Genomic DNA, 23934 nt, shown 5'->3' with positions numbered 1-23934 from the left:
TCCCCCCCGCACCCCGAAAAAAGTGTTGGTTTTCCCCCCGCCGCCCCCCCCCCCCCCCCCGGGGTTTATATTATAATTTTTTTTTTTCCCCTCTCCCTTTGACAAAAAAAATTTTTTTTTTTCCCCCCCCCCCCCCGGGCTTTCGCCCCCCTGGGGGGGATTTTTTGGGGTGTGTGGGGCCCCTTTTATTTTTTTTAAAACAAACTGTGCCCCGCCTTTTTTTCCCCCCCCGGGGGGGGGTTTTTTTTTCCCGGCCCCCGGGCGGCCCGGCCCTGGCCTTTTTTGCCCGGATACCAGGATTCCATTTAAAACACCCTTTAAAGGTTTTCCCCCCGGGCGAAGAGTTGGCTCTGCCCCCCGTTTGGGCTGCCCTGCCCCGCCTTCGGGCCCCCTCCCGGGTGCTTGCAATTTCCTTTTGGGTGGTTTCCGGGGCCGGGGGTTTAACGGCAGGCCCAGTTCCAAGCCACCCCGGGGGCCGGCCGGCATACTGATCAGGAAACTGTGACAACTTCAGGGGTTAGACCAGCTATTATTTCAGGGTGGCAGTGCGCAGCCAGGAAGAAAACCGTATTTTATTGCATCACTTGCAGACAATCATAACTGGGTAAACAAGAGGAAATCTCCGGCGGCACGGGATTTCCTTTTTAAGTTATATAATTCAGAATTGTTCGTTGTCATAAATATTTTTCACCTGTTAAAATATAAGCAATCATAATGAAAGTGCGTGTGGGAAGATGGGCAAAATCAAGCTTTCGTCACCGGTGCAAATTTTTATTGTGTCCTTTTTCGCTATGGCAGTGGCCCTGGCCACCCTGGGCTATTCAGCTTACCACGCCTGTTATGAGCTGTTGGCCAAAAATGTCGGGCTACGGGCCCAGGCCACAGCCCAGGTGGCAGCGCAGTTAGTCCGGCTGGATCGGCAGCTGGTTGCGAAAAAACAGGGGTTGGATATCCAAAGCTCCCGCCGCCACCCGGCCACCCTGGCCTTTAAAAAGCAAATGGCCCCCCTGCTGCAACAGCAGGATATTAAATTTATCTATGTGGAAACCAAACTGCAGGGGCCGCAAATCCGTTATTTTGTCACCCCGGAGGAGGAACATGTTTTCGGGCAGCCCCCGGGCACCCCGCTGGAATATTTTTATGTCTTTACCAGTGAGGACGAAAGCAGCTACACCAACCGGGATCGTTACGATGTAGCTGACCCCCTGCGGCAGCAGGCCTACGCCGAGAAAAAATCGGTCTGCGGTGAGCATTTAAAAAGCAAGTGGGATGGCCACGCGTCGACTAGTCACCGAGGGGGGGATATGGCCACGCGTCGACTAGTCAGGGGGGGGGGGATATTTCCGGCCAGGAATTCACTAAAAATATTCTTTATGTCAGAAATATCATAATTATAAGTTTTGGCATTATTGTCATCCTGGGAGGGTTTTTCCTCTACCGGGCTGTTCGTATTTTAAGCAAACCCATGTATTTGGACGAATTGACCAAACTGTATAACCGCCAGTATATGAAGGCAAGGCTGGAGGAAGAAGTAAACCGGGCCAAAAGATATGGCCGGCCCCTCAGCGTGTTAATGCTGGATCTGGACTTTTTCAAGCAAATNAACGACGGCNACGGGCACCAGGCCGGCGATGGCCACGCGTTGACTAGTCAGGGGGGGGGGGATATACACCCTTATAGCGCCGAATTAAAGGAAAACGGCGAGCTGGCCGTTACCCTGATTTTCCGCAACGGCAAAGAAGAACAGTTGAGCATAGAAAAGCTGCCGGTGTCTGTTATTGATGCGAAAAACCGCTATGTGGCCAAAGGGGTTTTTGACATGTACGGTTTTGTGTTGCCCGCCGGCGCCGCCGGCCCTTACACCTTTGTTTTTGCCGGCGACATGCTGCTGAAACCGGATCTTGATTTAAGCAGTTGGAAGGTTATGATTAAGTAAACAACCGCCCAAAACAAGCATCCCGTTCCACTTCTGTGGTGAAACGGGATGTTTTTTGTTAAGTATGACCCTTCGGTGGCCCGTTAACCGGTTTGGCAGGGCTTTTTGCCGAAGGCGTAAATAACCAGCAGGTAAATTGCCAGTTGGGGCAGGTTAATAAGCAGCCAGTAGGCCGGCAGGTTGTGGGCTGCCGTAAAATTGTTTTGGGATAAAATAAGGGCGGCGGTGGGTTTGGTTAACAGGGAGATCAGGTCAACAATAACCGCGCTGACAAAAATTTGATAATAATTTTGCCGGGCGGCCAGGCCCACAAACAGTGTATTAATAACGGTAAACAGCAGGTAATACACAAAAATGTTAAAGACAAACAGGGCCAATAGAGCATCTTTCAGGAAGCATTTGATTAAAGCCAAGGCCAGCAGGGTATGGTTGGGTATATGTACACCGGCAATCCTGGACATTAAGTAAAATATGACAAAGGCCTGCACTAAACCAAAGGAGAGCCGGAGTTCATCGGGGACTGCCGCATAGCTGACATCTGTCATGTTTATCACCTTAAATTACAATTGTAAAAGAGGTGCCTTCGGTTTCATCGCTTTCCACATATATTTGGCCGTTGTATTTCTCCACAATTTTTTTTACATTGTATAGGCCGATGCCAGACCCCCTTTCTCCCTTGGTGGTAAACCCGTATTTGAATATGGCTGCCGTGTCGGGAATAAAACTGCCGGTGTTGGCAACCGTTAAGTACAGGCGGTTGTTAATGTATTCCAGGATAATATTAATCAGCCTCGAGGCGGCCGACGGATTGCGGGCCAGCTCATAAATGGCGTTATCCACCAGGTTGGCCATGATGCGGGTTAAATCAATTTCCCGCACCTGCAGGTGGTTGAGGCTGCCTCTTAATTCAAAAGTGAGCCGGATATTGTGACGCTGCGCTTCTTGTTGTTTGGAGTAAAGCAGCACAACGATGCCCGGCAGGTCCGGTTGGTTGATTTCCCGGATGGCCTGCAGCTCCTGGTTTAAGTTAAGCAGGTATGTTTGGGCGGCGTCCGGTTTGCCCAACTGCAGGTAACCCAGCACCACCTGCATGTGATTAAGGAAGTCGTGCCGGTGGCAGCGCAGCAGTTGGATTGTGTTGCGGGCGGTTTCGCACAGCATTTTTTCCTTTATATATTCCTGTTCCAGGGTGGCTAAACGGTTGTAGCGGCAGAAAAAGTAAATCGAGGTGAGTACCAGCACGCTGCTTAACAGCAGCAGTAAGTTTTCTGCCTGGGGCAGCTTTGGCATCAGCAGGCCGGCCGCCAGCAGGGAGTTCCGGGTAAGGTCGTCCATGCGTAAGAGCCAGGCAGCAATAACAATGCAGACGCATGTTAAAATGTTCACAGCCACAATTAAATTGGTAAGGGTTTGGCGGGATTTGCTTTGGCTATAGTGGGGCATAACTTTAACTCCCGTATGAAAATACTTACGTATTTCGACAAAAAACAGCAAATACCTCTCAAGGCAGAAAATTAAAAACCCCTGCCGTTTGGCAGGGGCGCCTCCACAGAGGCTTTACTGAACCCGTTACCCTGACCGCCAAGAAAGGGCAACGGAAACTTTAATCAACAGCAATATGGTTGGTTGGATGATACCAACCACCACCTTTATTGTCATCATACAAAATTCGACAAAACATGTCAAGATATGATATTACATTTTTGTTCATAATTTGCCAAAAGCTGTAGCCAGCCAATTGCTTGTCCGTTCCGGGCGGTGTTATAATGTAAAAAAATGCCTGCCAGTTAATTAGCTGGTATATTTTTATCATTAAACACATTTGGGTAAAGGAGTTTTGCTAATGCAGCAGAAAGCACTGGCCTGGCTGTTAACTATTATCTTATTGCTTGGCCTGCCGGGGCTTGCCCGGGCGGCCGACGGGCCCTATCCCCTAAACTGTGTACCTTCTCCCGAGGCCGGCTTGAAAAGCCGCCTGCTGGCCCGGGAAGCCAAAACCCTGCGCTCACTGCAGCCGCCGGCGGCGGTGGATTATACCGCCCTGCTGCCCGAGCCGGGCGACCAGGGGCGGCAGGGCAGTTGTGTGGCCTGGGCGGTTGCTTATGCCTACAAGTCCTACCAGGAGAACCTGGAGCGGCAGTGGGGGCTTAACAGCGCCGGCCATTTATTCAGCCCGGCCTTTATCTATAATCAGATTAACGGCGGCCGGGATAACGGCGCCACCTTTTATGATGCACTTCAGTTGATTAGCCAACAGGGCTGCGATACCCTGCAGGGTTTTCCTTACCGTGAGTATGATTACCTGAGCCGGCCCGGCCCGGCCCAGTTGCAGCGGGCTTATCATTTCCGCAGCAAAAGCTGGTGGACGATAGATTATAACCCTGACGGCGGCATTGACCCGCAGCGGGTGAAGCAAGCCCTGCAGCAGGGGCCGGTGCTGGCCGGGACGCTGGTGTTCTGGGAAGCCGGTTGGAGCAAATATTACGGCAGCCAGGAAGGCGTCATCAGCCTGGCGGATATTAATTGGCAGTTGCCGCATGATCTTACCGGCGGCCATGCCATTTGCCTGGTGGGCTATGATGACAACTATCCCACCAAAGACGGCAACGGCGCCTTTAAATTTATAAATTCCTGGGGTAAAGACTGGGGCCGGCAAGGTTACGGCTGGATGAGTTATGCCTATTTGGCTAACGCTGTTTTTGAGGCCCATGCCATGGAGGATTTAACCGGCACCCTGCAGCTCAGCCAGGCTGCGCTGACCCTCAGCCCCGGCCAAAGGGCGGCCTTAACCGCCCGGGCCGACTATTCCGACGGCACCGTTGAGGATATTACCGGCCAGGCGGTTTGGGCTTCCCTTAACGAAGGGGTGGCCCGGGTGCAGGGCGGCCAGGTGGAAGCGGTGGCGCCGGGCAGAGCCGTCATAACGGCTGATTACGGCTTTAAACAGGTAACCTGCGAAATAACCGTGCAGGACGGCCGGCATATTCCGGTACAAGGCCTGACCCTGGACCGGCAGGAACTGCTGCTGCCCCTTAACAGCCAGGTGCGGTTAACCGCTGTCATCGAACCGGCAGAGGCCAGCAACCCGGCGGTCAGTTGGGCCAGCAGCAACCCGGCGGTGGTGGCGGTGGATAAAAACGGCTTGCTCAAGGCCCGCCGCACCGGCACAGCGGTGATTACCGCCACCAGCGCCGACGGGGGCTTTACCGCCCAGTGCACCGTTGAGGTGGCCCGGCTGAAAAAATTAACTGCCGACAGCACCTATATTAAAGGCTTGCCCGGCCAGTCTGCGGGCCTTACCCTGCTGGCGGATTTCGGCGGCGGCCGGCTGGTGGATGTTACCCAGCAGGCCCGCTGGCGTTCCAACCGCAGCAAGGTGGTGACCGTCAACGCCGGTGAGCTGCAACTGGTTGCCCCCGGTTCAACCACGGTTACCGCCGGTTACGGCGGCAGAAGCATTACCATAAGGGTGAAGGTAGAGAAACCCTGATTAACGCTTCCAAAGGAGCGGCAATAAACCTCCCGCAGGCCGGGAGGTTTATTGCTGCCGCCGGGCAATGGAATTATTTTAAACTGGTGATGCCCGGTGATATATATTATAATGACATTTGACAATAAAAACCTTAATTAAGCATAGTATCCTGAAAGGTGGTTACATACTTGTTAGGCATATTAAAAAACTTGTGGGATGACAACGCCCGTGCCGTGAAGCGCCTGCAGCGCACGGTGGAAGATATTAACGGCCTGGAGCCGGCCATGGCCGGCCTGACGGACGAGCAGCTGGCCCAAAAAACGGTAGAATTCAAGCAAAAGTTGCAGCAGGGCAGCAGCCTGGAGGATATTTTGCCCCAGGCTTTTGCGGTCTGCCGGGAAGCCTCCCGCCGGGTGCTGAACCTGCGCCATTATGACGTGCAGCTGCTGGGCGGCCTGGCCCTGCACCAGGGGGCGGTGGCGGAAATGAAAACCGGCGAGGGCAAAACCCTGGCCGCCACCCTGCCGGTTTACCTTAACGCCCTTACCGGCGAGGGGGTGCATGTGGTAACCGTCAACGACTACCTGGCCGACCGGGATTACCGCTGGATGGCTCCGCTGTACCGTTTCCTGGGGCTGTCGGTGGGCCTGGTGGTGCAGGGCCTGCCGCCGGAGCAGCGGCGGCGGGCCTACGGGGCGGACATTACCTACGGCACCCACAAGGAATTTGCGGTGGATTATTTAAGGGATCACCTGGTGTTGCAGCCCTCCCAGCTGGTGCAGCGGCAGTTGAATTTTGCCCTGCTGGACGAGGTTGACTGCATTTTGCTGGATGACGCCCGCACGCCCATCGGCATTTCCGGCGGCGCCGAACAGCCCAGCGATTTATATTACCAAACCGACAAGCTGGTGGCCGGCTTAACCCGGGACGTGCATTATGTGACAGATGAAAAGTCCCGCACCGTCACCCTCACCGAAGAAGGGGTGGCGTATCTGGAAGAACAGTTGGGCTTAGACAACCTGTATGATGAAGCAAATATTAATTTGAATCACCATCTTAACCAATCCCTCAAGGCCCGTTATTTGCTGCAGCGCAATGTGCATTATGTGGTGCGGGAGGGCCAGGCGGTAATTGTGGATGAAATCAGCGGCCGCCTGTTGTTTGGCCGCCGCTTCAGCGACGGACTGCACCAGGCGTTAGAAGCCAAGGAGGGGCTGCCCATCAGGCCGGAATCCCGTCTCCTGGCCACCATTACTTTCCAGAATTATTTCCGCATGTATAAAAAGCTGGCGGGCATGACCGGCACCGCCCGCAGCGAGGCGGCGGAGCTGCAGCAGGTGTACGGCCTGCCGGTGGTGGAAATCCCCACCCATAAGCCCATGATCCGCCAGGATTTACCTGATGTGATTTATAAAACCGAGGCGGTCAAGTTCCGCCAGGTGGTGGAGGAAATTGCCAACCGCCACCAGACCGGCCAGCCGGTATTGGTGGGCACCACCTCCATTGCCAAATCGGAAGTAATAAGCGCCCTGTTGAAGCGCCGGGGCATCCCGCACCGGGTCTTAAATGCCCGGCACCATGAGCAAGAGGCGGAGATTATTGCCCAGGCGGGCCGCTTGCGGGCGGTGACCATTGCCACCAACATGGCCGGCCGGGGGGTGGATATTTTGCTGGGCGGCAACCCGGAGGTGCTGGCGCAAACCGCCCTGCGCCGGCAGCAGTTAACCGGTGCGGCGGCCCAGGAAGCCTACCAGGCCCTGCTGGAACAATTCACCGGGCAGTGCGAGGCGGAGCGGCAGCAGGTGGTGCAACTGGGCGGGCTGCATATTATCGGCACCGAGCGCCACGAAAGCCGCCGCATTGATGACCAGCTGCGGGGCCGCGCCGGCCGCCAGGGCGACCCGGGATCCAGCCGGTTCTTCCTCTCGCTGGAAGACAACCTGCTGCGGCTGTTTGCCGCCGACCATGTGGCAGGGCTGATGGAACGCCTGGGCATGGAGGAGGAGGCGCCCATTGAATCAACCCTGGTCACCCGGGCCATCGAAACGGCCCAGAAACGGCTGGAAAGCCAAAACTTCAATATGCGCAAGCATGTGCTGGAATACGACGATGTGCTGCACCGGCAGCGCCAGGTGATTTACCGGCAGCGCCGCCAGGTTTTGGAGGGCGCGCAACCGGCTGACACCGTCCGGCAAATTATCCGGGACGTGGTGCAGCGGTCGGTGGAATTTTACTGCCCCGAAGGGGTTCATCCTGAGGAGTGGGATCTGGCGGGCCTGCTGGCCTACGCCAACGAGGTTTATTTGCCCGGGCATACCCTGCAGCCCGGCGACCTGGAGGAGATGGGCAAGCAGGGCTTGCAGGACGAGCTGGCGGAACGGGCGGAAGAATTCTACCGGCAGCGGGAGGCCGCCCTGGGCAGCGACACCCTGCGTGAAGCAGAGCGCCTGCTGATGCTGCAACTGGTGGATAAGCACTGGCTGGAACACCTTGCCGCCATGGAACAACTGCGGCAGGGCATCGGCCTGCGGGCCTACGGCAACAAAAACCCGCTTATGGAATACAAATACGAAACCCACCGCATGTTCAACCACATGATTGCCAACCTGCAGGAAGACCTGCTGCGCCATCTTTGCCGGTTAACGGTATCCGGCAAGCAGTGATTGCTTGCATTGCGGTTAAAACATAAATAACGGCTAAGGGCAAACAGCATAATAACCCTAAACCATGCAACCCTTTTTCCCTTGGCCATGGGCCAGGATATTTATTAAATGTGCCTGTACAAGACAGGAGGATACGGCGTGCGCATCAATCTTCTGGGAGCTAACATAGACGGCTTGAACATGCAGGATACGGTGGCGAAAATTGCCTCTTTCATCAACCAGGGGAACCGGGCCTGCCAGGTGATTACCCTTAATCCCGAGTATCTTTACCGGGCCCAGCATGAACCGGAACTGCTGCAATTGGTCAACCGGGCCGACCTGGTTACCCCGGACGGGGCCGGCATTGTCTGGGCCAGCCGGCTGCTGGGCACACCGGTGCCCGAGCGGGTTACCGGCATTGATCTGATGCTGGCTTTAATGCCGGTGGCCGCCCGGGCGGGCTGGCGGGTCTTCCTGCTGGGGGCGGCGCCCGGGGTGGCGGCGGCTGCGGCGGCTAACCTGCAGCGGCAGTACCCGGGCTTGCAGGTGGTGGGCAGCCGCCACGGCTATTTTACGCCGGCCGAGGAAGCCGCCCTGCTGCAGCAAATTAAAGAGGCGCGGCCCCATTTGCTGTTTGTGGCCCTGGGCATGCCCCGGCAAGAGCAGTGGATCGCCCGCCATAAAGACCTGCTGGGTGTGCCGGTGGCCATCGGGGTGGGGGGCAGCCTGGATGTCATTGCCGGCCGGGTGCGGCGGGTGTCGCCCTGGCTGCAAAAACTGCAGTTGGAGTGGCTGGGCCGCCTGCTGCAGGAACCCTCCCGCTGGCGGCGGCAACTGGTGCTGCCCAAATTTGCCTGGCGGTGCCTGGCCCTTAAATTAGCAAGTTATTGCCCCAAAAGATCCCCTCGACGGTGAGGGGGTCTTTTTTGCTGTGGCCCGGCATAGTTTGCCGCGACACCGGCTGCTGCAAGGTTGGGCTGAAAAGTTTTGGCCGGGGCGTTATTTTTTGCGGCGGCCGCCGTCTATATTAACAAATAAATGCAGGTGGTTAACCCTTGGTGTCGAATTATAACAATATTATTCCGGCGGCCGGGCGGCCTGCCCGGCCAAGTGCCTGTTATTGGCGTTGAATCTTGCCGTTGAATAATGATACAATACCTTTGGTATGCCACTTTGTATTTGAAAGAGGTGCGAGCATGGAACGCCGAAAACGCAGAAAGCTGAAAATATTGCCCTTTATGCTGTTTTGTGCCTTTTTGGTGCTGGTGATCGGCACCGGCTATGTGCTGGCCAACCAGTTCCTGTTTGACGGGGGGGACCCCCTGGGCCTGGTGCCGGATGAGCCCAAGGAAGAGGATGTTTTGAAAAAACGTATGAATTTCCTGCTCATGGGCATTGATGCCCGGCAGGGGGAAACCCGCACCCGCACCGACAGCCTCATCCTGGTGAGCGTGGATAAAGAGCACAACCGCATTGCCATGATTTCCCTTCCCCGGGATACCCGGGTGGAGATTCCCGGCCACGGTTACGACAAGATTAACTCGGCCAACGTGTTCGGCGGGCCGGAGCTGGTGATGCAGACGGTATCTGACCTGACGGGAGTGAAAATTGACCATTATTTAATGACTAACGTGCGGGGCTTCCGGGATATTGTGGATGCCCTGGGCGGCGTTACCATTGATGTGGAAAAGCGGATGTACCACTACGACCCTTACGATGAGCCGGATTTGCGCAAGATTGACTTGCAGCCGGGGGTGCAGCGGCTGGACGGCGCCAAGGCGCTGCAGTATGTGCGCTTTAGAAGCGATGCCCTGGGGGATGTGGCCCGCACCGAGCGGCAGCAAAAGTTTCTTAAAGCCCTGGCCAAGGAAATGATGCAGCCCTCCACCATCACCAAGCTGCCCAAGCTGGTGCCCACCATTAATAAGTACCTGGATACCAACCTGGGCCTCTCCCAGATGATTACCCTGGCCCGGGCGGCCCAAAATTTAAGCAATGTGGAAATTGTCACCCAAACCATGCCGGGCAAGTTCCTCAACCTGAACGGCGTCAGCTACTGGAGTGTGGATCCCCAACAGGCCCGGCAGGTGGCCGAGTCGCTGATCCGGGACGGCAAGGTGTATGAGGTGGTGCTGGGCGAGGAAAACATTAACGACAAAACCCCGGCCCGGCAGGCCGCCGCGAAAGAAACCGCCTCCCGCGAGAGCGCTGACCGCACTGTTAAGCAAACGGCCGGCCGGGAGGGAACTGCCCGCTACCGGCAGGAGGATGCGGCAACCGGCAGGCAGCAGCCCGCCGGACAGGCTGACAGCGGCGTGCAGATCATTGTTAACCCAACCGGGGGTGCGGCACCCGGGCAAAGCAACAACGCCGAGCAGCAGCCGCCTGCCGCCCCCGCCGGCGAAGGCGGATCCGGCAGCGGCAGCTGGCTGCCCGCCGCCCCCCTCTAAGGGCGATGCGGGAGCAGTTCTTGCATAATCTTTGCAAAGGAGAGTTTGCCAGGTGCCAGGTTTACGGCAGTATGTGTTAATGCTGGTGTTTTTGGGCATGTCTTTATTTGGCCTGCCGGCAGCGGCGGCAGCCGGTGAAGCGGTTTTTCCGGTGGGCCGGCAGGTTTACCTGCTGAACGGGCAGCCGCAGCCCATGGAAGCCCAAACTTTTGTCAGCGGCGGCTGTACCTATGTGCCCCTGCGCTACCTGGGCGAGGCCCTGGGGGTGCAAGTACAGTGGGTAGGCGGCTCCGGGCAGGGGCTGCTGATGTTAAGAAAGGGCGATGGCGGACTGGTGCTTCGCCTGAACCGGTCTTCTTACACCGTCATCCGGGGCGGCCGGGCCGCGGTCAGGCAGCTGGAGGCAGCGCCCCTGCTGCAGGAAAACCGTGTTTACCTGCCGGCCCGGCAGGTGGCGCAGGAGTTTGGCTACCGGGTGAGCTATAACCAGGCAGCCCGGGCGCTGCAGCTTTCCTACGCCGGCGAACCCGGGCCGCTGCCGGGCGATGGCGGCCAGGCCGCAGCGGGGCAGGTTAACTGGGCCTGGGTACCCGGCCTGGTGGCCGGGCTGTTGCCCCTGTACAGCCTGCTGGTGTATTAAAGCCCGGGCGGATTCTGAGTGCGGGAGAATTTTTATGAAGGTTACCGACAAGCCGTCCCTGGCGGCCGTTGAGATAACCAGGGGCATGGCCATTTTGGCTGTTTTGCTGATTCATATTAGCGGCCTGCCCCTGCGGTTGCTGGCGCCGGGCAGCGGCGAGCATTTTTTCTATACCTTGCTTAACCGGGGAATGCAGTTTGCAGTGCCCCTCTTTTTGATGATCAGCGCCCTGGTGCTGGCCTACCGCAGCGGCCAGGCCGACCTCTGCCTGGCTGAGTTTTACCGACGGCGCTGGCGGCGGGCGGTGCTGCCCTTTATGGTCTGGACCACCCTTTATTTAGCCCTGCGCTTCTGGGTGCTGCATGACATTCCCTATTTTTCATTAAAACAGGGCCTGCTGTGGTATATTTTTGGCAAAGGTTTCTTCCACCTGTATTTTTTATCGGTGGTCATCCAGTTTTACCTGCTGTTTCCGCTGCTGCACCGCTGGTGGCGGGCCTGGCAGCCGGGCTTTTTGACGGTGCTGCTGCTGTTTGGCGCCGGCCAGGTGGCCTTTTACTGGCTGAACCGGCTGTACTTATACCAGCATTTTACTTATACCGGGTCGCTGCTGTTCAGCTACTGGCTGCCCATTGGCTGCGGCCTCTGGCTGGGCTACAACACTGCCGGCTGGGACGCCTGGTGGCGGCGCCGGCGGCTGTATTGCCTGGTCTTGGCGGCCGCCGCCGGGGCCTTTTATCTGAACCGGCATTTTGCCATATTGGCGGGGGTAAAAATAAGCACCTTTTATTATCAAATGGCCTGGGCCCTGTATGTTACCGCCCTGGGTACAGCAGTTATTTTCCTGGCCCGCCGGCTGGCGGCCGGGGGCCCGGCAGTCGGCTTCTTCGGGTGGCTGGGGCGTTATTCCTACGGCATTTACCTGATCCACCCCTTTTACCTGCTGATGTGGCAAAAACTGGTGGTTCCCCATAGCCCGGCAGCCTTGCACCTGGCGGTGGCCGGCGGCCTGGCGGCGGTAACCGTCCTTTCCTGGTTGACTACCCGGCTGCTGGAGAGGACGGCGCTGGCCGGCCTGCTGTACGGCGTTAACCAAACCAGACCCAGCGGATTATTTAATACATAAGGAGTCAGAGTGTATGCCAAACATGATCAGCCGCATCTTAACCTGCCTGTTGCTGTGCTGCTGGCTGGCGGCTGCCCCGGCCCCGGCAGCGGCGGCCGAGGGGCGGGTGCTGGTGCTGAATTACCACCACCTGGACCCCCGGCCGAGAACCAGCTCCACCATTTCGCCCGCTTTGTTTGCCGAACACATGAAGTATTTAAAGGAACAGGGCTACCAGGTGATCAGCCTGCAGCAGTTGAAAGATTATTTATTGAAAGGGCCGGCCCAGGGGCATACTGATAACAAGCCGCTGCCCCGGAGGGCGGTGCTGATAACCTTTGACGACGGTTATGCTTCCTTTTACGAGCATGCCTTTCCGGTGTTGAAACAGTATAATTTTCCGGCGGTTATGTTTACCATTGTGGGCAAGGTAAGCAATTCGCCCAACGAAATACCCAAATTAACCTGGGCCCAGGTCAAGGAACTGGCGGCCGGCGGGCTGGTGGACTTCCAGTCGCATACATATAATATGCATTACCTGGTGGGCAAAAAGTCTGCCCTGCTGGCGGAACCCGCCCGGCAGGTGCAAGATGACCTGCAGTTGTCCCGGGATGTGCTGGCCTTCCATACCGGGCGGCCGGTGGATGCCATTGCCTTTCCCTACGGGCACTGGGACGGGCCTTTGCTGCAGCTGGCCCGGCAGGAGGGTTTTGCCCTGGGTTTCACCCTTTATCCCGGAGCGGTGCAACAAGGCCTGAACCCGCTGAGTTTGCCCCGGGTGGCAGTGGGGGATGAGAAGATTAATGTGCAAGAGTTGGCCAAGCTGCTGCAAAAATACCTGCCCGACTAAACAAGTTGCCCTTTTCAAAAAGCGCCCGGCTATATCGGCAGGCGCTTTTTTTACAGCAGGCGGCAGGCAGTTTACATAATGTTAGAGGGGTGACCTTAATTTATGAACAAGATAAACAAGGTGTGGCTGCTGTTGCCGGCAGCCCTGCTGGCTGCGGCGCTGCTTTGGCTGGCGGGCGGCCGCCAGGCTGAGCGACAGGTGGTGCCCCTTAAACAAAGCACCGTTAAGGATAGTTACGATGTGCTGGTGGTGGGGGGAGATCCCGAAGGGGTGGCGGCGGCAGTGGCAGCCGCCCGCAGCGGGCAAAAAACCCTGCTGGTAGATACCCGGCCGGTGCTGGGGGGCTTGATGACCCGGGGCTGGCTGAACAGCCTGGATATGAATTACGGGCCGGATAAAGAAATTTTAAATAAAGGTATTTTCCAGGAGTTTTTTGCCGGTGTGGAAGGAGATTCCTTTGATGTGATTACCGCCGCCAATGTGCTGCACCGCCTGGTTAACCGGGAGGCCAACCTGGATGTTTTGCCCGGCGCCAGGGCGGTGTTCCCCATTGTTGACGGCGTGCCCCGGCCCCTGCGGCGGCCCGGCCAGTCGGCGGCGGCGCCTGAGCTGGCTGCCGACGAGGTGCTGCCCCTGGCGGCCCGGCAGCCGGCTGTGGCCGGCCGGCCGGCGGGAGCGCAGCCGGCCCTCAACGGCGTGCAGGTGGTGCTGGCAGACCGGAGTGTCAAAAACATCCTGGCCGGGCGGCTGATAGACGCCACCCAGGACGCCGACCTGGCGGCGGCGGCGGGCGTGCCCTTTACCTACGGGCAGGAGGATTTGGGCAACCCGCACAAGGTGATGGCGGTGACCCTGGTGTTCAAGCTGGAAGGCATCAGCAATGCTAACTGGGTTCGCCTGATGGCGCATTTGAACAGCAGGCGGTTGCAGGCGCCGCCGGACAGCGCGGAACGGCACAGCGGCGCCAACTGGCACAGCGCCTGGGGCTTTGATAATATAATGAAGGATTATCAGCCGGCGCTGTCCCAGGTGGGTATGCGGGGGCTTAACCTGGGGCGGCAGCGGGACGGCAGCGTGCTGGTTAATGCCCTGCAGGTGTACGGCATCGACGGGCTGCGCCGGGAGGATCGCCGGCAGGCGGTGGCCCTGGCCCGGCAGGAGCTGCCCCGCATTGTCGAGTATATTAAAGAACACGTGCCGGGCCTGCACAACGCCCGGCTGGCGGCCACCGCCCCGGAGCTGTATGTGCGGGAAACCCGCCACATCCAGGCGCTGTACCGCTTAACGGTGGATGACGTGCTGGAAAACCGGGATTTTCCCGATCGCATTGCCTTTGGCTCTTATCCCATTGACATCCAGGCCACCGACCCGCATTTCCGGGGCAATGTGGTGGGCGTACCGGTCCGCTATGCGGTGCCTTTCCGCTGCCTGGTGCCCCGGGGAGCCGACAACCTGCTGGTGGTGGGGCGGTCGGCCGGCTTTGATTCCCTGGCCCACGGCAGCGCCCGGGTTATACCGGTGGGCATGGCCACCGGCCAGGCTGCCGGGGTGGCGGCCGCCTTAAGTTTGCAGGCGGATGTTTCCTTTGCCCGGCTGGCCCAGGATGCCGGTCTGGTTAAGCAGTTGCAAGAGCGTCTGATGGCCCAGGGCGTGGCGCTGCAGGCCAAGCCGCTGCCGCCGCCGCCGGAAACCCGCCACTGGGCCTATGAGGGCCTGAAGTTTATGCGCCGCTACGGCCTGGCCGCCGGCGGCTACAGCAACAACTACCGGCTGGATGAAGATATGCCGGAAACCCAGTTTATTAACGGCCTGCACTGGGTGGCCCGGCTGGCCGGGGCGCCGGTGCAGCAGCCGCCCCTGTTGTATGCCGAGGGCAACGAACTGACCCTGCCGGATGTGGCCTACATGCTGGCTTGCTATACCGGCCACCGGTTCAACAAGGCCGAGGCTTACGATTACCTGACGGCCCAGGGTTTCTGGGATCCGCAAATTATTAAGCGGGTGCAGGAAAACCGGGGCGTTGTTACGGTGGGCGCCGGTTACATGCTGCTGCGCGACTTTGCCCGCTGGCTCGACCGGGAGGGCACCGCCGGCCGGTAAACAAGGCTGTGTTTAACAAGTTGGTATTACTTATGCCGGAAACGCTTCCCTGGTGCCAGGGGGCGTTTTATTTAGGCGAGCTGCGTAAAGCATTCCCTTGTCAAGTTACATTATTTAGTGATAAGATACAAAAAACTGGTATTTGCCGGTGGTGACAATGTGAAGGCTATAAGGGATCCCGTTCATAATATAATTTTATTTGACAAAGCGGAAGAAAAAGTGCTGCTGGACTTAATTGACACCAGGGAATTTCAGAGACTGCGCCGCATCAGACAGCTTGGCTTTTCTTCCTTCACCTACCCCGGGGCTGAACACACTCGGTTTATTCATTCTATCGGAGTGGCTCACTTAACTAAAAGATTTATTGAAAAGATAAGCTATGTTAAGGCAGATCGCTGCTTTGCCAAAGACCTTATTGATCGCAAGTTGCTAATTGTTGCATCTGCGTTGCTGCATGATATTGGCCATGGCCCTTTTTCCCATGCTTTAGAACATATTACCCATATACCTCACGAAGAATGGACGAAAAAAATAATTAAAGGAAAAACAGAAGTCAATCAAGTTTTGACTGCGCATGGTATTAATCCTCACGATGTGGCAGAGATGATTCAACGCACCCATCATTTAAAAGCTGCGGTAAAGATTCTATCCAGTCAACTGGATGCAGATCGGATGGATTACTTGCTTCGTGACTCAAAAATGACAGGTGCCGGTTATGGCAGTTTTGATTTAGAATGGATTTTGAACGTACTAAGGATTGGCAAAATTAACGAAGATATAGAAATAGGCTTGGATAGGGAAAAGGGGCAAAGCATTGCTGAGGATTTTGTAATGGCTCGGTATTACATGTATATAAATGTATATTTCCATAAAACTACCAAAAGTGCTGAACTTATGGCAAATAAAATATTTCAAAGGGCCCTGGAGCTGCACAAGGAGCAACAAAATATCTTGCCGGAAGGGTTAAACTTAGTTTTAAGCGACGGCATCTCTGACCACACTTTAAATAAATATCTTGAATTAACAGATGATACTTTTTGGCATTACATTTATTTGTGGCAGCAAAACGATGATCCGATTTTAAAAAATTTATGCAAAAGAATTATTACAAGAAAACTGTATAAAGCCGTTACGCAAAAGGTTGATCCTTTTGAACTGGTTGAAAAGGCTAACCGGGTGGCCGACAAAACAGGCATCCCGCAATCTTATTTAATATTAAGAGACGAGGCAAGTACTAGTTCTTATAAAGATCCTTATTTGCTTGAACCCAAAATTGACGAGCAACAGACAGAGAAAGAAGCTTCAGAACAGATATTTTTATTTGACCGGAAAGGAAAAGCGCAGGAACTTTCCGACATATCTGACGTGATTAGGCAAATCAGAAACAAAAAGATACATATTGAAAGGTTATTTGTACCTGAGGAATACAAAAAAGAAATTTTTGGGGGTGATGTTTAAATGTTTGATGCTGCTTTTAAGTTACTGAATTTATTTAGCCAGGTTGGTGAAATACATGGGCGAAAAAAGTTACAGAAAATGGTGCATTTACTAAAAAAAGGTGGAGTAGCTTTTCCTTTTAAGTACGAGTATCATCATTACGGCCCTTATTCTGCTCAACTGCAGTCGGAAATAAACTCCCTTGTATACAATGGGTTTTTAGCGGAGAAAAAAGAAAACGATACTTATGTATATTCATTGACGGATCAGGGACGCAGGTTTAAAGAGAAACTGGCTGAATGTCTCCATTATCAATTTGAAATAAAGAAGACTTTGGTTAATCTTTTGGCTGAGAAAAACTCACAGTTTTTGGAGATGGTCAGCACCTTTGCTTTTCTCATAGACGCCGGTTATGATGCGGCCGCAGCCAAGGAAAAATGTTTAGAACTAAAACCGCATTTGCAAAAGCACATTGATGAGGCAATTGCTTTTTATGAGAAAAACTTTTTACAATAAAAAATTAAGAGCATGTTTGTTAAATTGTTAAAAACAGATTTAAAGTGGCGCTTGGCTTTGCACCAAGCGCTTACATATTCTTACATATTAAAGAAAATGTACCATACCTGGCAGAGGAGGTGTTAGTCATGGAAAGGGAGGTAATACCAAACCAGGAGCTTTACAAGCTTTTGCTGCCGGAGATATTCGGGGGCAGCGGTTGCCGTTTGCTGGTGGGCCAGTACCTGCGACAACTGGCGGTGACAAGGGTTTTATTAGTGACTGACGAGCGGGTATGGCAGGCCGGCTGGGGGCAGGAGATGCATTATACGCTTCAAAAAGAAGGCTTTCATGTTACGGTATTCCGCCGGCTCAGCAGCAATCCCCGGGTCACCGAGGTAATGGCCGGGGCGACCTGCTACAGTGAGGAGTTTTGTCAAGGTATTCTGGCAGTGGGAGGCGGCAGCGTGATAGATTGCGCCAAAGGAATTGGTGCAGTGGTCAGTAACGGCGGACATGTTTTAGATTATGCGGGTATTAATAAGGTATTGCGACCGCTGCCGCCGCTGCTGGCTGTTTGCACACTTGCCGGCAGTGCGGCTGATATTTCACAGTTTGCCGTTATTACTGATGAAATAAGCCGTCATAAATATGTGCTGGTAAGCAAAGCCCTGGTGCCGGATGCCGCTTTTTTAGATCAGCAACCCCTGGCAACCGTACCAATGGCTATGGCAGCCTATGGCGCTGCAGATATTCTGGTACATGCTGTTGAGGCAGCTGTTTCCAGCCTGGCTTCGCCTCTGACCGATGTTTTTGCTTTTCAATCTCTGCGCCGGTGGTCACGGGCCATCGAGAATTTTCACAAGTACCGGGAGAGTGAAACTGTGCGAGGAGATTTACTGTTGAGTAGTTTTTACGCCGGAGCGGCTTTTTCCAACGCTTCTTTAGGGGCAGCCCATGCCCTGGCCCACAGCTTAGGGGGCTGGCTGGATTTACCCCACGGCCAGTGTGTGGCAACCCTCCTTTCCGGTGTAGTTGAGTTTAATTATGCGGCGGCAGCGGCACGTTACCGGGAGGTAGCCGTGCACCTGGGCTGCTGGCGGCCGGAGCAGGATGAAGGCTTGGTGCTGCCGGCATTGCTGCAATATTTGCATGATGTTAGACAACGCCTTGGTATAACCACAGACAACCTTGGCAACTTGCAGGTGCAGGAAATTGCTTTGTTAGCCGATCGGGCAGAGCAGGATCCCTGCCTGTTGACCAATCCCTGTTGGTTGACCAGGTCAGATTTAGAGGTGTGTTATGGTAGAACCTGCAGATCAAAATAAAGCACTTTTACAACAATTGCGTTTGCAGTTGGCGGGGTTGGGCTAACATTCCCAGCGAAAAAATTATTATCCTCAGTTGCAGCAGCATTTAAAAGATAGTGAGCGCTTCCGGGCGCTGTTGGATCAAGTGTCGGAGGCTATACTGGTACTGGAAGCGCCCCATTGGCGTTTTGTGGATGTCAACCAGGCGGCCTGTACTTTGCTGGAGTTGGAGATGAGTGCTTTTTACGAAAAAACGGCACCCCAGTTGCCTGGTTTGGCCTGCTTGCCTGTCTGGCAGGAGGCTTGTGTTGCCTGGGAGCGGGGAGAGCCTTATGTCCAGCGCTTTATCCACTATTTTAACCCATCCGAGGGCAGCCAGGCGTCGGATCCCAGGGTGCTGGAGATTGAGGCCCGGCTGTTGCGGTTTCAAGAAAACAGCTACCTGGTGGCGATTGCCCGGGATATCTCTGAACGACATGCCATGGAACAGGAACTGTGCGCCGTCAATGAAGAACTGGAAGAAACCATTGCTGAACTAACCGCCGCCGAAGAGGAACTGCGCCAGAATTATGTGTTGATGCAAGAAAGAGAAAGGCAACTGGCTGAGTGGGAACGGCGTTTTCGCAACCTGTTGGAGAATATCCAATTGCTGGCGGTGTTGCTGGATCAACAGGGGAAGATTGTTTTCATCAATGATTTCTTTTTAAACTTAACCGGCTGGCGACGCCAGGAGGTTTTAGGGCAAGATTATTTCAAATTATTTATCCTGCCCGCAGAGCGGCAACTAATGTCAGGCAGGTTTTGCCAATGCATTAAGGAAGGTTGCATAGAAACCAATTTTAAAAACTCTATCCTTACTCGCCGGGGCGAACAGCGGCTGATTTACTGGAATAATACAATTTTATATGACGAACAAGGCAGAGCCATAGGAACGGCCAGCATCGGCGAGGATATTACCGAACGGCAGCGTTTTGAAGAAAAAGTAAAGTTTTTGGCTTACCACGATGCCATGACCGGGTTGCCCAACCGTTTAAGTCTTACCGAACAACTGGCCCGGGAAATTAAACGGGCGGAACAGCTGGGCAGCTGTTTGGCGGTGCTGTTTTTGGATTTGGACCGTTTTAAACTGACCAACGATACATTGGGGCATACGGCAGGCGATGAATTGCTCAAACAAGTGGGGGAACGGCTGTTGGGGCTTTTAAACCGGCAGGGTATGCTGACCCGCCTGGGAGGCGACGAGTTTATTATTATATTGCCTGATCTGACGGTGCCGCAGCAGGCTGTGGAATATGCCGAGGCATTGCTGCAAACCTTTCAGCGACCCTTTAATGTCATGGGCAGCCAACTGCATGTGACCTGCAGCATTGGTATTGCTTTATTCCCGGATGACGGCAAAGATGTACAAACTCTGCTAAAAAACGCCGACCTGGCCATGTACCGGGCCAAAGCACAGGGGCGCAACAGTTACCGGTTATATACGCCGGAGCTGCAAGAAACGGTACAGCGGCAATTAGAACTGGAAGAGGCCCTGCGCCAAGGGTTGGCGGGACGGGAGTTTACGCTTTTTTACCAGCCGGTGCTTGATCGCCAGGGACGAGAGGTATACCGGGAGGCACTGCTGCGTTGGCAGCGTCCTGGGGGGATATGTATTTCTCCCGCTGAGTTTATTCCGGTAGCGGAAGAAACCGGCCTTATTTTGCCCTTGGACGACTGGGTGCTTCAAGCGGCCTGCCGGCAGGCCGCCAACTGGGATGTGCAGGTGGCGGTTAATATGTCTGGCTTACAATTTGCCCAGCCCAACCTGGTGGACAAGGTGGCGTCGGTATTGCGTGAAACCGGTTTGCCGCCTGGCCGGTTAATTATCGAGATTACAGAAAATACGGCCATGCGCAATTTACAGCAAACCATAAAACATATTAACGGCCTTCGACGACTGGGGGTAGAAGTGGCACTGGACGATTTCGGCACCGGCTACTCCTCATTAAGCTACTTAAAAAATTTTGCGGTGAACATTATCAAAATAGACCGTTCCTTTGTGGCTGACCTTTTAAATAACCAGGTAAGTGCTGCCATTGTGCGGGCAGTATTGTTGATGGCGGAAAGCCTGTCGGTGGCTGTAGTGGCTGAAGGGGTGGAAACCAGGCAGCAGTTGACGGCCTTACAGGACATGGGCTGCCGTCATTTTCAGGGTTATTTGCTGGGGCGCCCCCAACCGCCTAACCGATAAAGTGGCGCACCCTTCATAAAACAACAGATCACAAAGAACCGGCAAGATTTGTTTCCTTATGTGCCGTGCCATGATGCGGCTTTATTTGTGCCGGTTTGTTGAGCGAGATATAATAGATAAGGACTTTCTCAGAGGAGGTAGATAGTTTGTCCAAGTGGTGGCGTTACGGCCTGTGGGGGCTGCTGGCGGTGGCTGTGCTGGCGGCGGCCCATGTGGCCTTCTGGCAGCGCTATATGGTGGAAAGGGAACATACCCGGGTGCAGCTGGTCTTTAACTATGACGAGGTCAGCTCGCTGGCCGGCTTAAAGGGTATGACGGCCCTGCAGGGGTTGCAGGAGTTGCGGCGGCACGGCGTTACCGGGGTGGTGCTGCGGGAACCCACCCTGGATGATTTGCGGCTGGCCGGCGACATTCAAATTTATACCGGGCAGGGGCTGTTAAACCTGCAGAACAGCCACACCGCTCCATCCTGGCTGGCCGGTTTGCTGCAAAAAACCGCCCCGGTAAAAAACAGCACCTATATCATCACCCTTGATCCGGATATTTGCCGGCAACTGCAAGAACAGCTGCCGGCCAAACTGGCGGGCGTAAAATTTATGGCGGTGGGCGATTCTGCCTACGCTTTTGAGGTGGCGGCGCCGTATTTAGCTATTAAAGACCTGGGGGCGGGTTTTCCTGCCACCGCCATAGCGGATGCCCGGCAGGCGGGCATGTCTGTCATACTGCAGGTACGCCAGTGGCCGGGGGCAACCCAAACCGGCATCGACAAAGTTTTTGCATCTTACCGCAACATTCCGGGTGTATCGGCCGTCATGTTTAATGATGACACTTTGCCGGGTTACCCGGCCCTGCTGCCGGAGCTGGCGGCGCAAATCAAGCAGCTGGGGGTGCCGCTGGTACAGGTGGAATTCTTTCCCCAGTTGGGCTTGAACAAAGTGGGCCTGCTGCTGGACAAAAACGTTGTCCGGCTGCATACCATCCCCTCCGGCGAACTGAAGCGAATGACGCCGGCAGAGGCCCTGGATCGCTACGCCCTGGCAGCCGCCGAGCGGAACCACCGCATCCTGCTGGTGCGCCCCTGGTTAACCGGCGGTGACCTGCTGAGCGGCAACCTGCAGTTTATTGACCGGCTGGCAGACCGGCTGGCGGCCGAGGGGCTGCCGCTGGGAACCGCTGCGGACCTGCCGCCGGTGCCGGTTTCCCGCTGGCTGGTGCTGCTCAGCGGTCTGGGCGTAATTGCCGGCGGCCTGCTGTTGCTGGATAAACTGAAGCTGACCAGGCTGCTGCCCTTTGTCGGGGCGGCCTGGCTGCTGCTCTGGCCGGCCGCCCTGTATGTTGATTTAAACCTGGCCAGAAAGCTGATGGCGCTGCTGTCGGTAATTATTTTCCCCAGCCTGTCGGTAATTTCCCTGGTGGGCCCCCGGGGCTTGGCGCCGGGGGCGGCGATCCGGCACTTTGTAAGCATTTGCCTGGTTTCCCTGCTGGGGGCGCTGTTTATGGTGGGCCTGCTGGCGGATGCCGCCTTTATGCTGAAGCTGGACCAGTTTGCCGGGGTAAAACTGGCCCATGTGGTGCCCCTGCTGCCGGTGCTGCTGTATTTTTCACTGCAGGCGGCCGAGGGCGAAGGGCTGCCGGACAAACTGGCCGGGCTGTTGAAGCGGCCTGTCCTGCTGGGGGTGGCCCTGGCGGGCGCCTTGATGGCGGTGGCAGTGGCGGTTTATGTGGCCCGCACCGGCAACGAGGCCTTGCCGGTCAGCGGCCTGGAGCTGCAGTTCCGCAGCCTGCTGGACCAAATTTTGGGGGTGCGGCCCCGCACCAAAGAATTCCTGCTGGGGCACCCGGCTTTGCTGCTGCTGTTGCTGTACGGCTACCGGGATAACCGCCTGTTGCCCCTGTTGTTGCTGGGGGTCATTGGCCAGGCTTCCCTGGTCAATACCTTTGCCCACATTCACACCCCGCTGGCGGTGTCCCTCATCCGGGCGGGCCACGGCATCTGGCTGGGCATTGGGCTGGGGCTGGCGGCGTATTGCTTGATTAAGCTGGTGTACCGTTACGGGAGAGGGGTGTACCATGGCTAAAGTAGTCATATCCGGTTATTACGGTTTTGACAACCTGGGGGATGAGGCGGTTCTGTTCAGCATCTTAAAAACCCTGCGGGAGCAGTGCATCGGGCTGCGCATTGAAGTGCTGTCCCACCGGCCGGAAAAAACCGCTGAGATTTACCAGGTAACCGCCGCCAACCGGTGGCAGCCGCTGCAGGTTTACCGGGCCCTCAAGGAGTGCGACCTGCTGCTCAGCGGCGGCGGCAGCCTGCTGCAGGATGTTACCGGCCTGAAAAGCCTGCTTTATTACCTGGGGGTAATTTGGCTGGCCCGGCGGCTGGACAAACCGGTTTTCTTTTACGCCCAGGGCATCGGGCCGGTGCGTTCCCGGCTGGGGCGCCTGGCCATGCGGCTGGTGGCCAACCGGGTTAATTACATTACCGTCCGGGATGAATTATCCCGGCAGGATTTGCTGGAAATGGGCGTCTGCCGGCCGCCCGTTGAAGTTACGGCGGACCCGGTGCTGGGGCTGGAAGAAAAATTTGTGGACAAAGCCCTCGGCCGGGCCGTCTTGGAAGCAGCCGGGCTGGATTTATCCATTGAGAGAAAACTGGTGGGCGTGTCAGTGCGGCAGTGGCAGGAGCTGACCGCCTACCAAAAAACCTTGGCGGAGGTTTGCGACAAGTTGAGCCGGCTGGGCTACCAGGTGGTGTTTTTGCCCATGCATTACCCGGACGACCTGGCGGCCTCCCGGGCAGTGGCAGAGTTGCTGGAACAGCCGGCCACCGTACTGGAGGGCAGCTATTCGGTGGCAGAGATGGCCAGCCTGATTGCCAATATGGATTTGCTGATCGGCATGCGGCTGCACGCCCTGATTTTGGCGGCGGTTATGCATGTGCCGCCGGTGGCGGTTTCTTACGACCCCAAGATTGACCGCTTTATGGGGCTGCTGGGCCGCACGGCCGCCACCACAGCCGACAACCCCAGCTATGACGACTTGTGGCAGGCGGTGGAAGCGGTGCTGTGCGAGCCCTGGCAGGTGCGGGAGGAGCTGGCGCGGCAGGTGGCGCCCCTGCGCCGGCGGGCCCAGCATACCGCCACCCTGGCCCTGCAGCTGCTGCAGCGGTCTCCCACCAAATATCTATAAGACAAAGACAAGTCAGGGACGATTCTTAACTTGCCTGCAAGCTGGGAATCGCCCCCGACTTGCCTGCAGGAGGTAGTT

Annotated in this window: 18 protein-coding genes; 16 read left to right on the top strand and 2 right to left on the bottom strand. The window is 55.9% G+C overall.

The window, feature by feature from the left end:
• Window positions 1-734: 734 nt before the first annotated feature.
• Window positions 735-1391, top strand: a complete 657-nt coding sequence (locus DESHY_RS03960) for a hypothetical protein (protein ID WP_008410589.1) — start codon at window positions 735-737, stop codon at window positions 1389-1391.
• A gap of 74 nt (window positions 1392-1465) precedes the next feature.
• The gene (locus DESHY_RS14690; RefSeq protein WP_008410587.1) at window positions 1466-1936 is read left to right on the top strand and encodes an SLAP domain-containing protein; all 471 of its coding nucleotides are present in this window, start codon (window positions 1466-1468) and stop codon (window positions 1934-1936) included.
• 83 nt (window positions 1937-2019) lie between these two features.
• Here DESHY_RS14690 and DESHY_RS03955 read toward each other — a convergent pair whose 3' ends face one another.
• Both DESHY_RS03955 and DESHY_RS03950 read right to left on the bottom strand, forming a co-directional pair.
• Complete coding sequence (locus tag DESHY_RS03955; RefSeq protein ID WP_008410585.1) at window positions 2020-2481, bottom strand: hypothetical protein; 462 nt, start codon at window positions 2479-2481, stop codon at window positions 2020-2022.
• A gap of 10 nt (window positions 2482-2491) precedes the next feature.
• Window positions 2492-3379, bottom strand: a complete 888-nt coding sequence (locus DESHY_RS03950) for a sensor histidine kinase (protein WP_008410583.1) — start codon at window positions 3377-3379, stop codon at window positions 2492-2494.
• Between the two features lie 400 nt (window positions 3380-3779).
• Here DESHY_RS03950 and DESHY_RS03945 point away from each other — a divergent pair, with 400 nt between their 5' ends.
• The 14 genes from DESHY_RS03945 to csaB all read left to right on the top strand — a co-directional run bounded on the left by DESHY_RS03945 (window position 3780) and on the right by csaB (window position 23856).
• Window positions 3780-5426 carry an Ig-like domain-containing protein gene (locus tag DESHY_RS03945; protein ID WP_008410580.1) on the top strand — a complete coding sequence of 549 codons (1647 nt, stop codon included), beginning with the start codon at window positions 3780-3782 and terminating at the stop codon, window positions 5424-5426.
• A gap of 170 nt (window positions 5427-5596) precedes the next feature.
• Window positions 5597-8071 (top strand): preprotein translocase subunit SecA, encoded by a 2475-nt coding sequence (gene secA, locus DESHY_RS03940; RefSeq protein WP_008410578.1) that lies wholly within the window; start codon window positions 5597-5599, stop codon window positions 8069-8071.
• Between the two features lie 138 nt (window positions 8072-8209).
• Entirely contained in the window at window positions 8210-8965 is a 756-nt protein-coding gene (locus tag DESHY_RS03935) for a WecB/TagA/CpsF family glycosyltransferase (protein WP_008410577.1), read from the top strand.
• A gap of 281 nt (window positions 8966-9246) precedes the next feature.
• Window positions 9247-10500 carry an LCP family protein gene (locus tag DESHY_RS03930; RefSeq protein ID WP_008410575.1) on the top strand — a complete coding sequence of 418 codons (1254 nt, stop codon included), beginning with the start codon at window positions 9247-9249 and terminating at the stop codon, window positions 10498-10500.
• 52 nt (window positions 10501-10552) lie between these two features.
• On the top strand, window positions 10553-11140 hold the full coding sequence (locus tag DESHY_RS03925) for a stalk domain-containing protein (RefSeq protein WP_008410573.1): 588 nt from the start codon (window positions 10553-10555) through the stop codon (window positions 11138-11140).
• A 34-nt stretch (window positions 11141-11174) separates the two neighbouring features.
• Window positions 11175-12266, top strand: coding sequence for an acyltransferase (locus DESHY_RS03920; RefSeq protein ID WP_008410571.1), 1092 nt, complete (start codon window positions 11175-11177; stop codon window positions 12264-12266).
• Between the two features lie 13 nt (window positions 12267-12279).
• Window positions 12280-13095, top strand: a complete 816-nt coding sequence (locus tag DESHY_RS03915; RefSeq protein ID WP_008410570.1) for a polysaccharide deacetylase family protein — start codon at window positions 12280-12282, stop codon at window positions 13093-13095.
• 102 nt (window positions 13096-13197) lie between these two features.
• Window positions 13198-15195 (top strand): FAD-dependent oxidoreductase, encoded by a 1998-nt coding sequence (locus tag DESHY_RS03910; RefSeq protein ID WP_008410568.1) that lies wholly within the window; start codon window positions 13198-13200, stop codon window positions 15193-15195.
• 117 nt (window positions 15196-15312) lie between these two features.
• A complete protein-coding gene (locus DESHY_RS03905; protein ID WP_337999083.1) occupies window positions 15313-16653 on the top strand; it encodes an HD domain-containing protein in 1341 nt (446 codons plus the stop codon).
• Window positions 16654-17148 (top strand): YwgA family protein, encoded by a 495-nt coding sequence (locus tag DESHY_RS03900; RefSeq protein WP_008410565.1) that lies wholly within the window; start codon window positions 16654-16656, stop codon window positions 17146-17148. It begins immediately after the preceding gene.
• 128 nt (window positions 17149-17276) lie between these two features.
• On the top strand, window positions 17277-18455 hold the full coding sequence (locus DESHY_RS03895; RefSeq protein WP_008410563.1) for an iron-containing alcohol dehydrogenase: 1179 nt from the start codon (window positions 17277-17279) through the stop codon (window positions 18453-18455).
• A gap of 76 nt (window positions 18456-18531) precedes the next feature.
• Complete coding sequence (locus DESHY_RS03890; protein ID WP_008410561.1) at window positions 18532-20667, top strand: sensor domain-containing protein; 2136 nt, start codon at window positions 18532-18534, stop codon at window positions 20665-20667.
• A 146-nt stretch (window positions 20668-20813) separates the two neighbouring features.
• The gene (locus DESHY_RS03885; protein WP_008410559.1) at window positions 20814-22745 is read left to right on the top strand and encodes a DUF5693 family protein; all 1932 of its coding nucleotides are present in this window, start codon (window positions 20814-20816) and stop codon (window positions 22743-22745) included.
• Window positions 22738-23856, top strand: a complete 1119-nt coding sequence (gene csaB, locus DESHY_RS03880; RefSeq protein ID WP_008410557.1) for a polysaccharide pyruvyl transferase CsaB — start codon at window positions 22738-22740, stop codon at window positions 23854-23856. Before DESHY_RS03885 ends, csaB begins: the two co-directional genes overlap by 8 nt.
• The last annotated feature ends 78 nt before the right edge of the window (window positions 23857-23934 follow it).

Origin of the sequence: Desulforamulus hydrothermalis Lam5 = DSM 18033 (assembly GCF_000315365.1) — a bacterium.
GTDB classification, from domain to species: Bacteria; Bacillota; Desulfotomaculia; order Desulfotomaculales; family Desulfotomaculaceae; genus Desulfotomaculum; species Desulfotomaculum hydrothermale.
Note: the sequence above shows the minus strand (reverse complement) of the source record. Positions and strands in the feature narration are given on the sequence as shown.

Coding starts and splice junctions, on each gene's coding strand:
- DESHY_RS03960 (WP_008410589.1), top strand. CDS start 735: ATGGGCAAAATCAAGCTTTCGTCACCGGTGCAAATTTTTATTGTGTCC.
- DESHY_RS03955 (WP_008410585.1), bottom strand. CDS start 2,481: ATGACAGATGTCAGCTATGCGGCAGTCCCCGATGAACTCCGGCTCTCC.
- DESHY_RS03950 (WP_008410583.1), bottom strand. CDS start 3,379: ATGCCCCACTATAGCCAAAGCAAATCCCGCCAAACCCTTACCAATTTA.
- DESHY_RS03945 (WP_008410580.1), top strand. CDS start 3,780: ATGCAGCAGAAAGCACTGGCCTGGCTGTTAACTATTATCTTATTGCTT.
- DESHY_RS03930 (WP_008410575.1), top strand. CDS start 9,247: ATGGAACGCCGAAAACGCAGAAAGCTGAAAATATTGCCCTTTATGCTG.
- DESHY_RS03920 (WP_008410571.1), top strand. CDS start 11,175: ATGAAGGTTACCGACAAGCCGTCCCTGGCGGCCGTTGAGATAACCAGG.
- DESHY_RS03915 (WP_008410570.1), top strand. CDS start 12,280: ATGCCAAACATGATCAGCCGCATCTTAACCTGCCTGTTGCTGTGCTGC.
- DESHY_RS03910 (WP_008410568.1), top strand. CDS start 13,198: ATGAACAAGATAAACAAGGTGTGGCTGCTGTTGCCGGCAGCCCTGCTG.
- DESHY_RS03900 (WP_008410565.1), top strand. CDS start 16,654: ATGTTTGATGCTGCTTTTAAGTTACTGAATTTATTTAGCCAGGTTGGT.
- DESHY_RS03895 (WP_008410563.1), top strand. CDS start 17,277: ATGGAAAGGGAGGTAATACCAAACCAGGAGCTTTACAAGCTTTTGCTG.
- csaB (WP_008410557.1), top strand. CDS start 22,738: ATGGCTAAAGTAGTCATATCCGGTTATTACGGTTTTGACAACCTGGGG.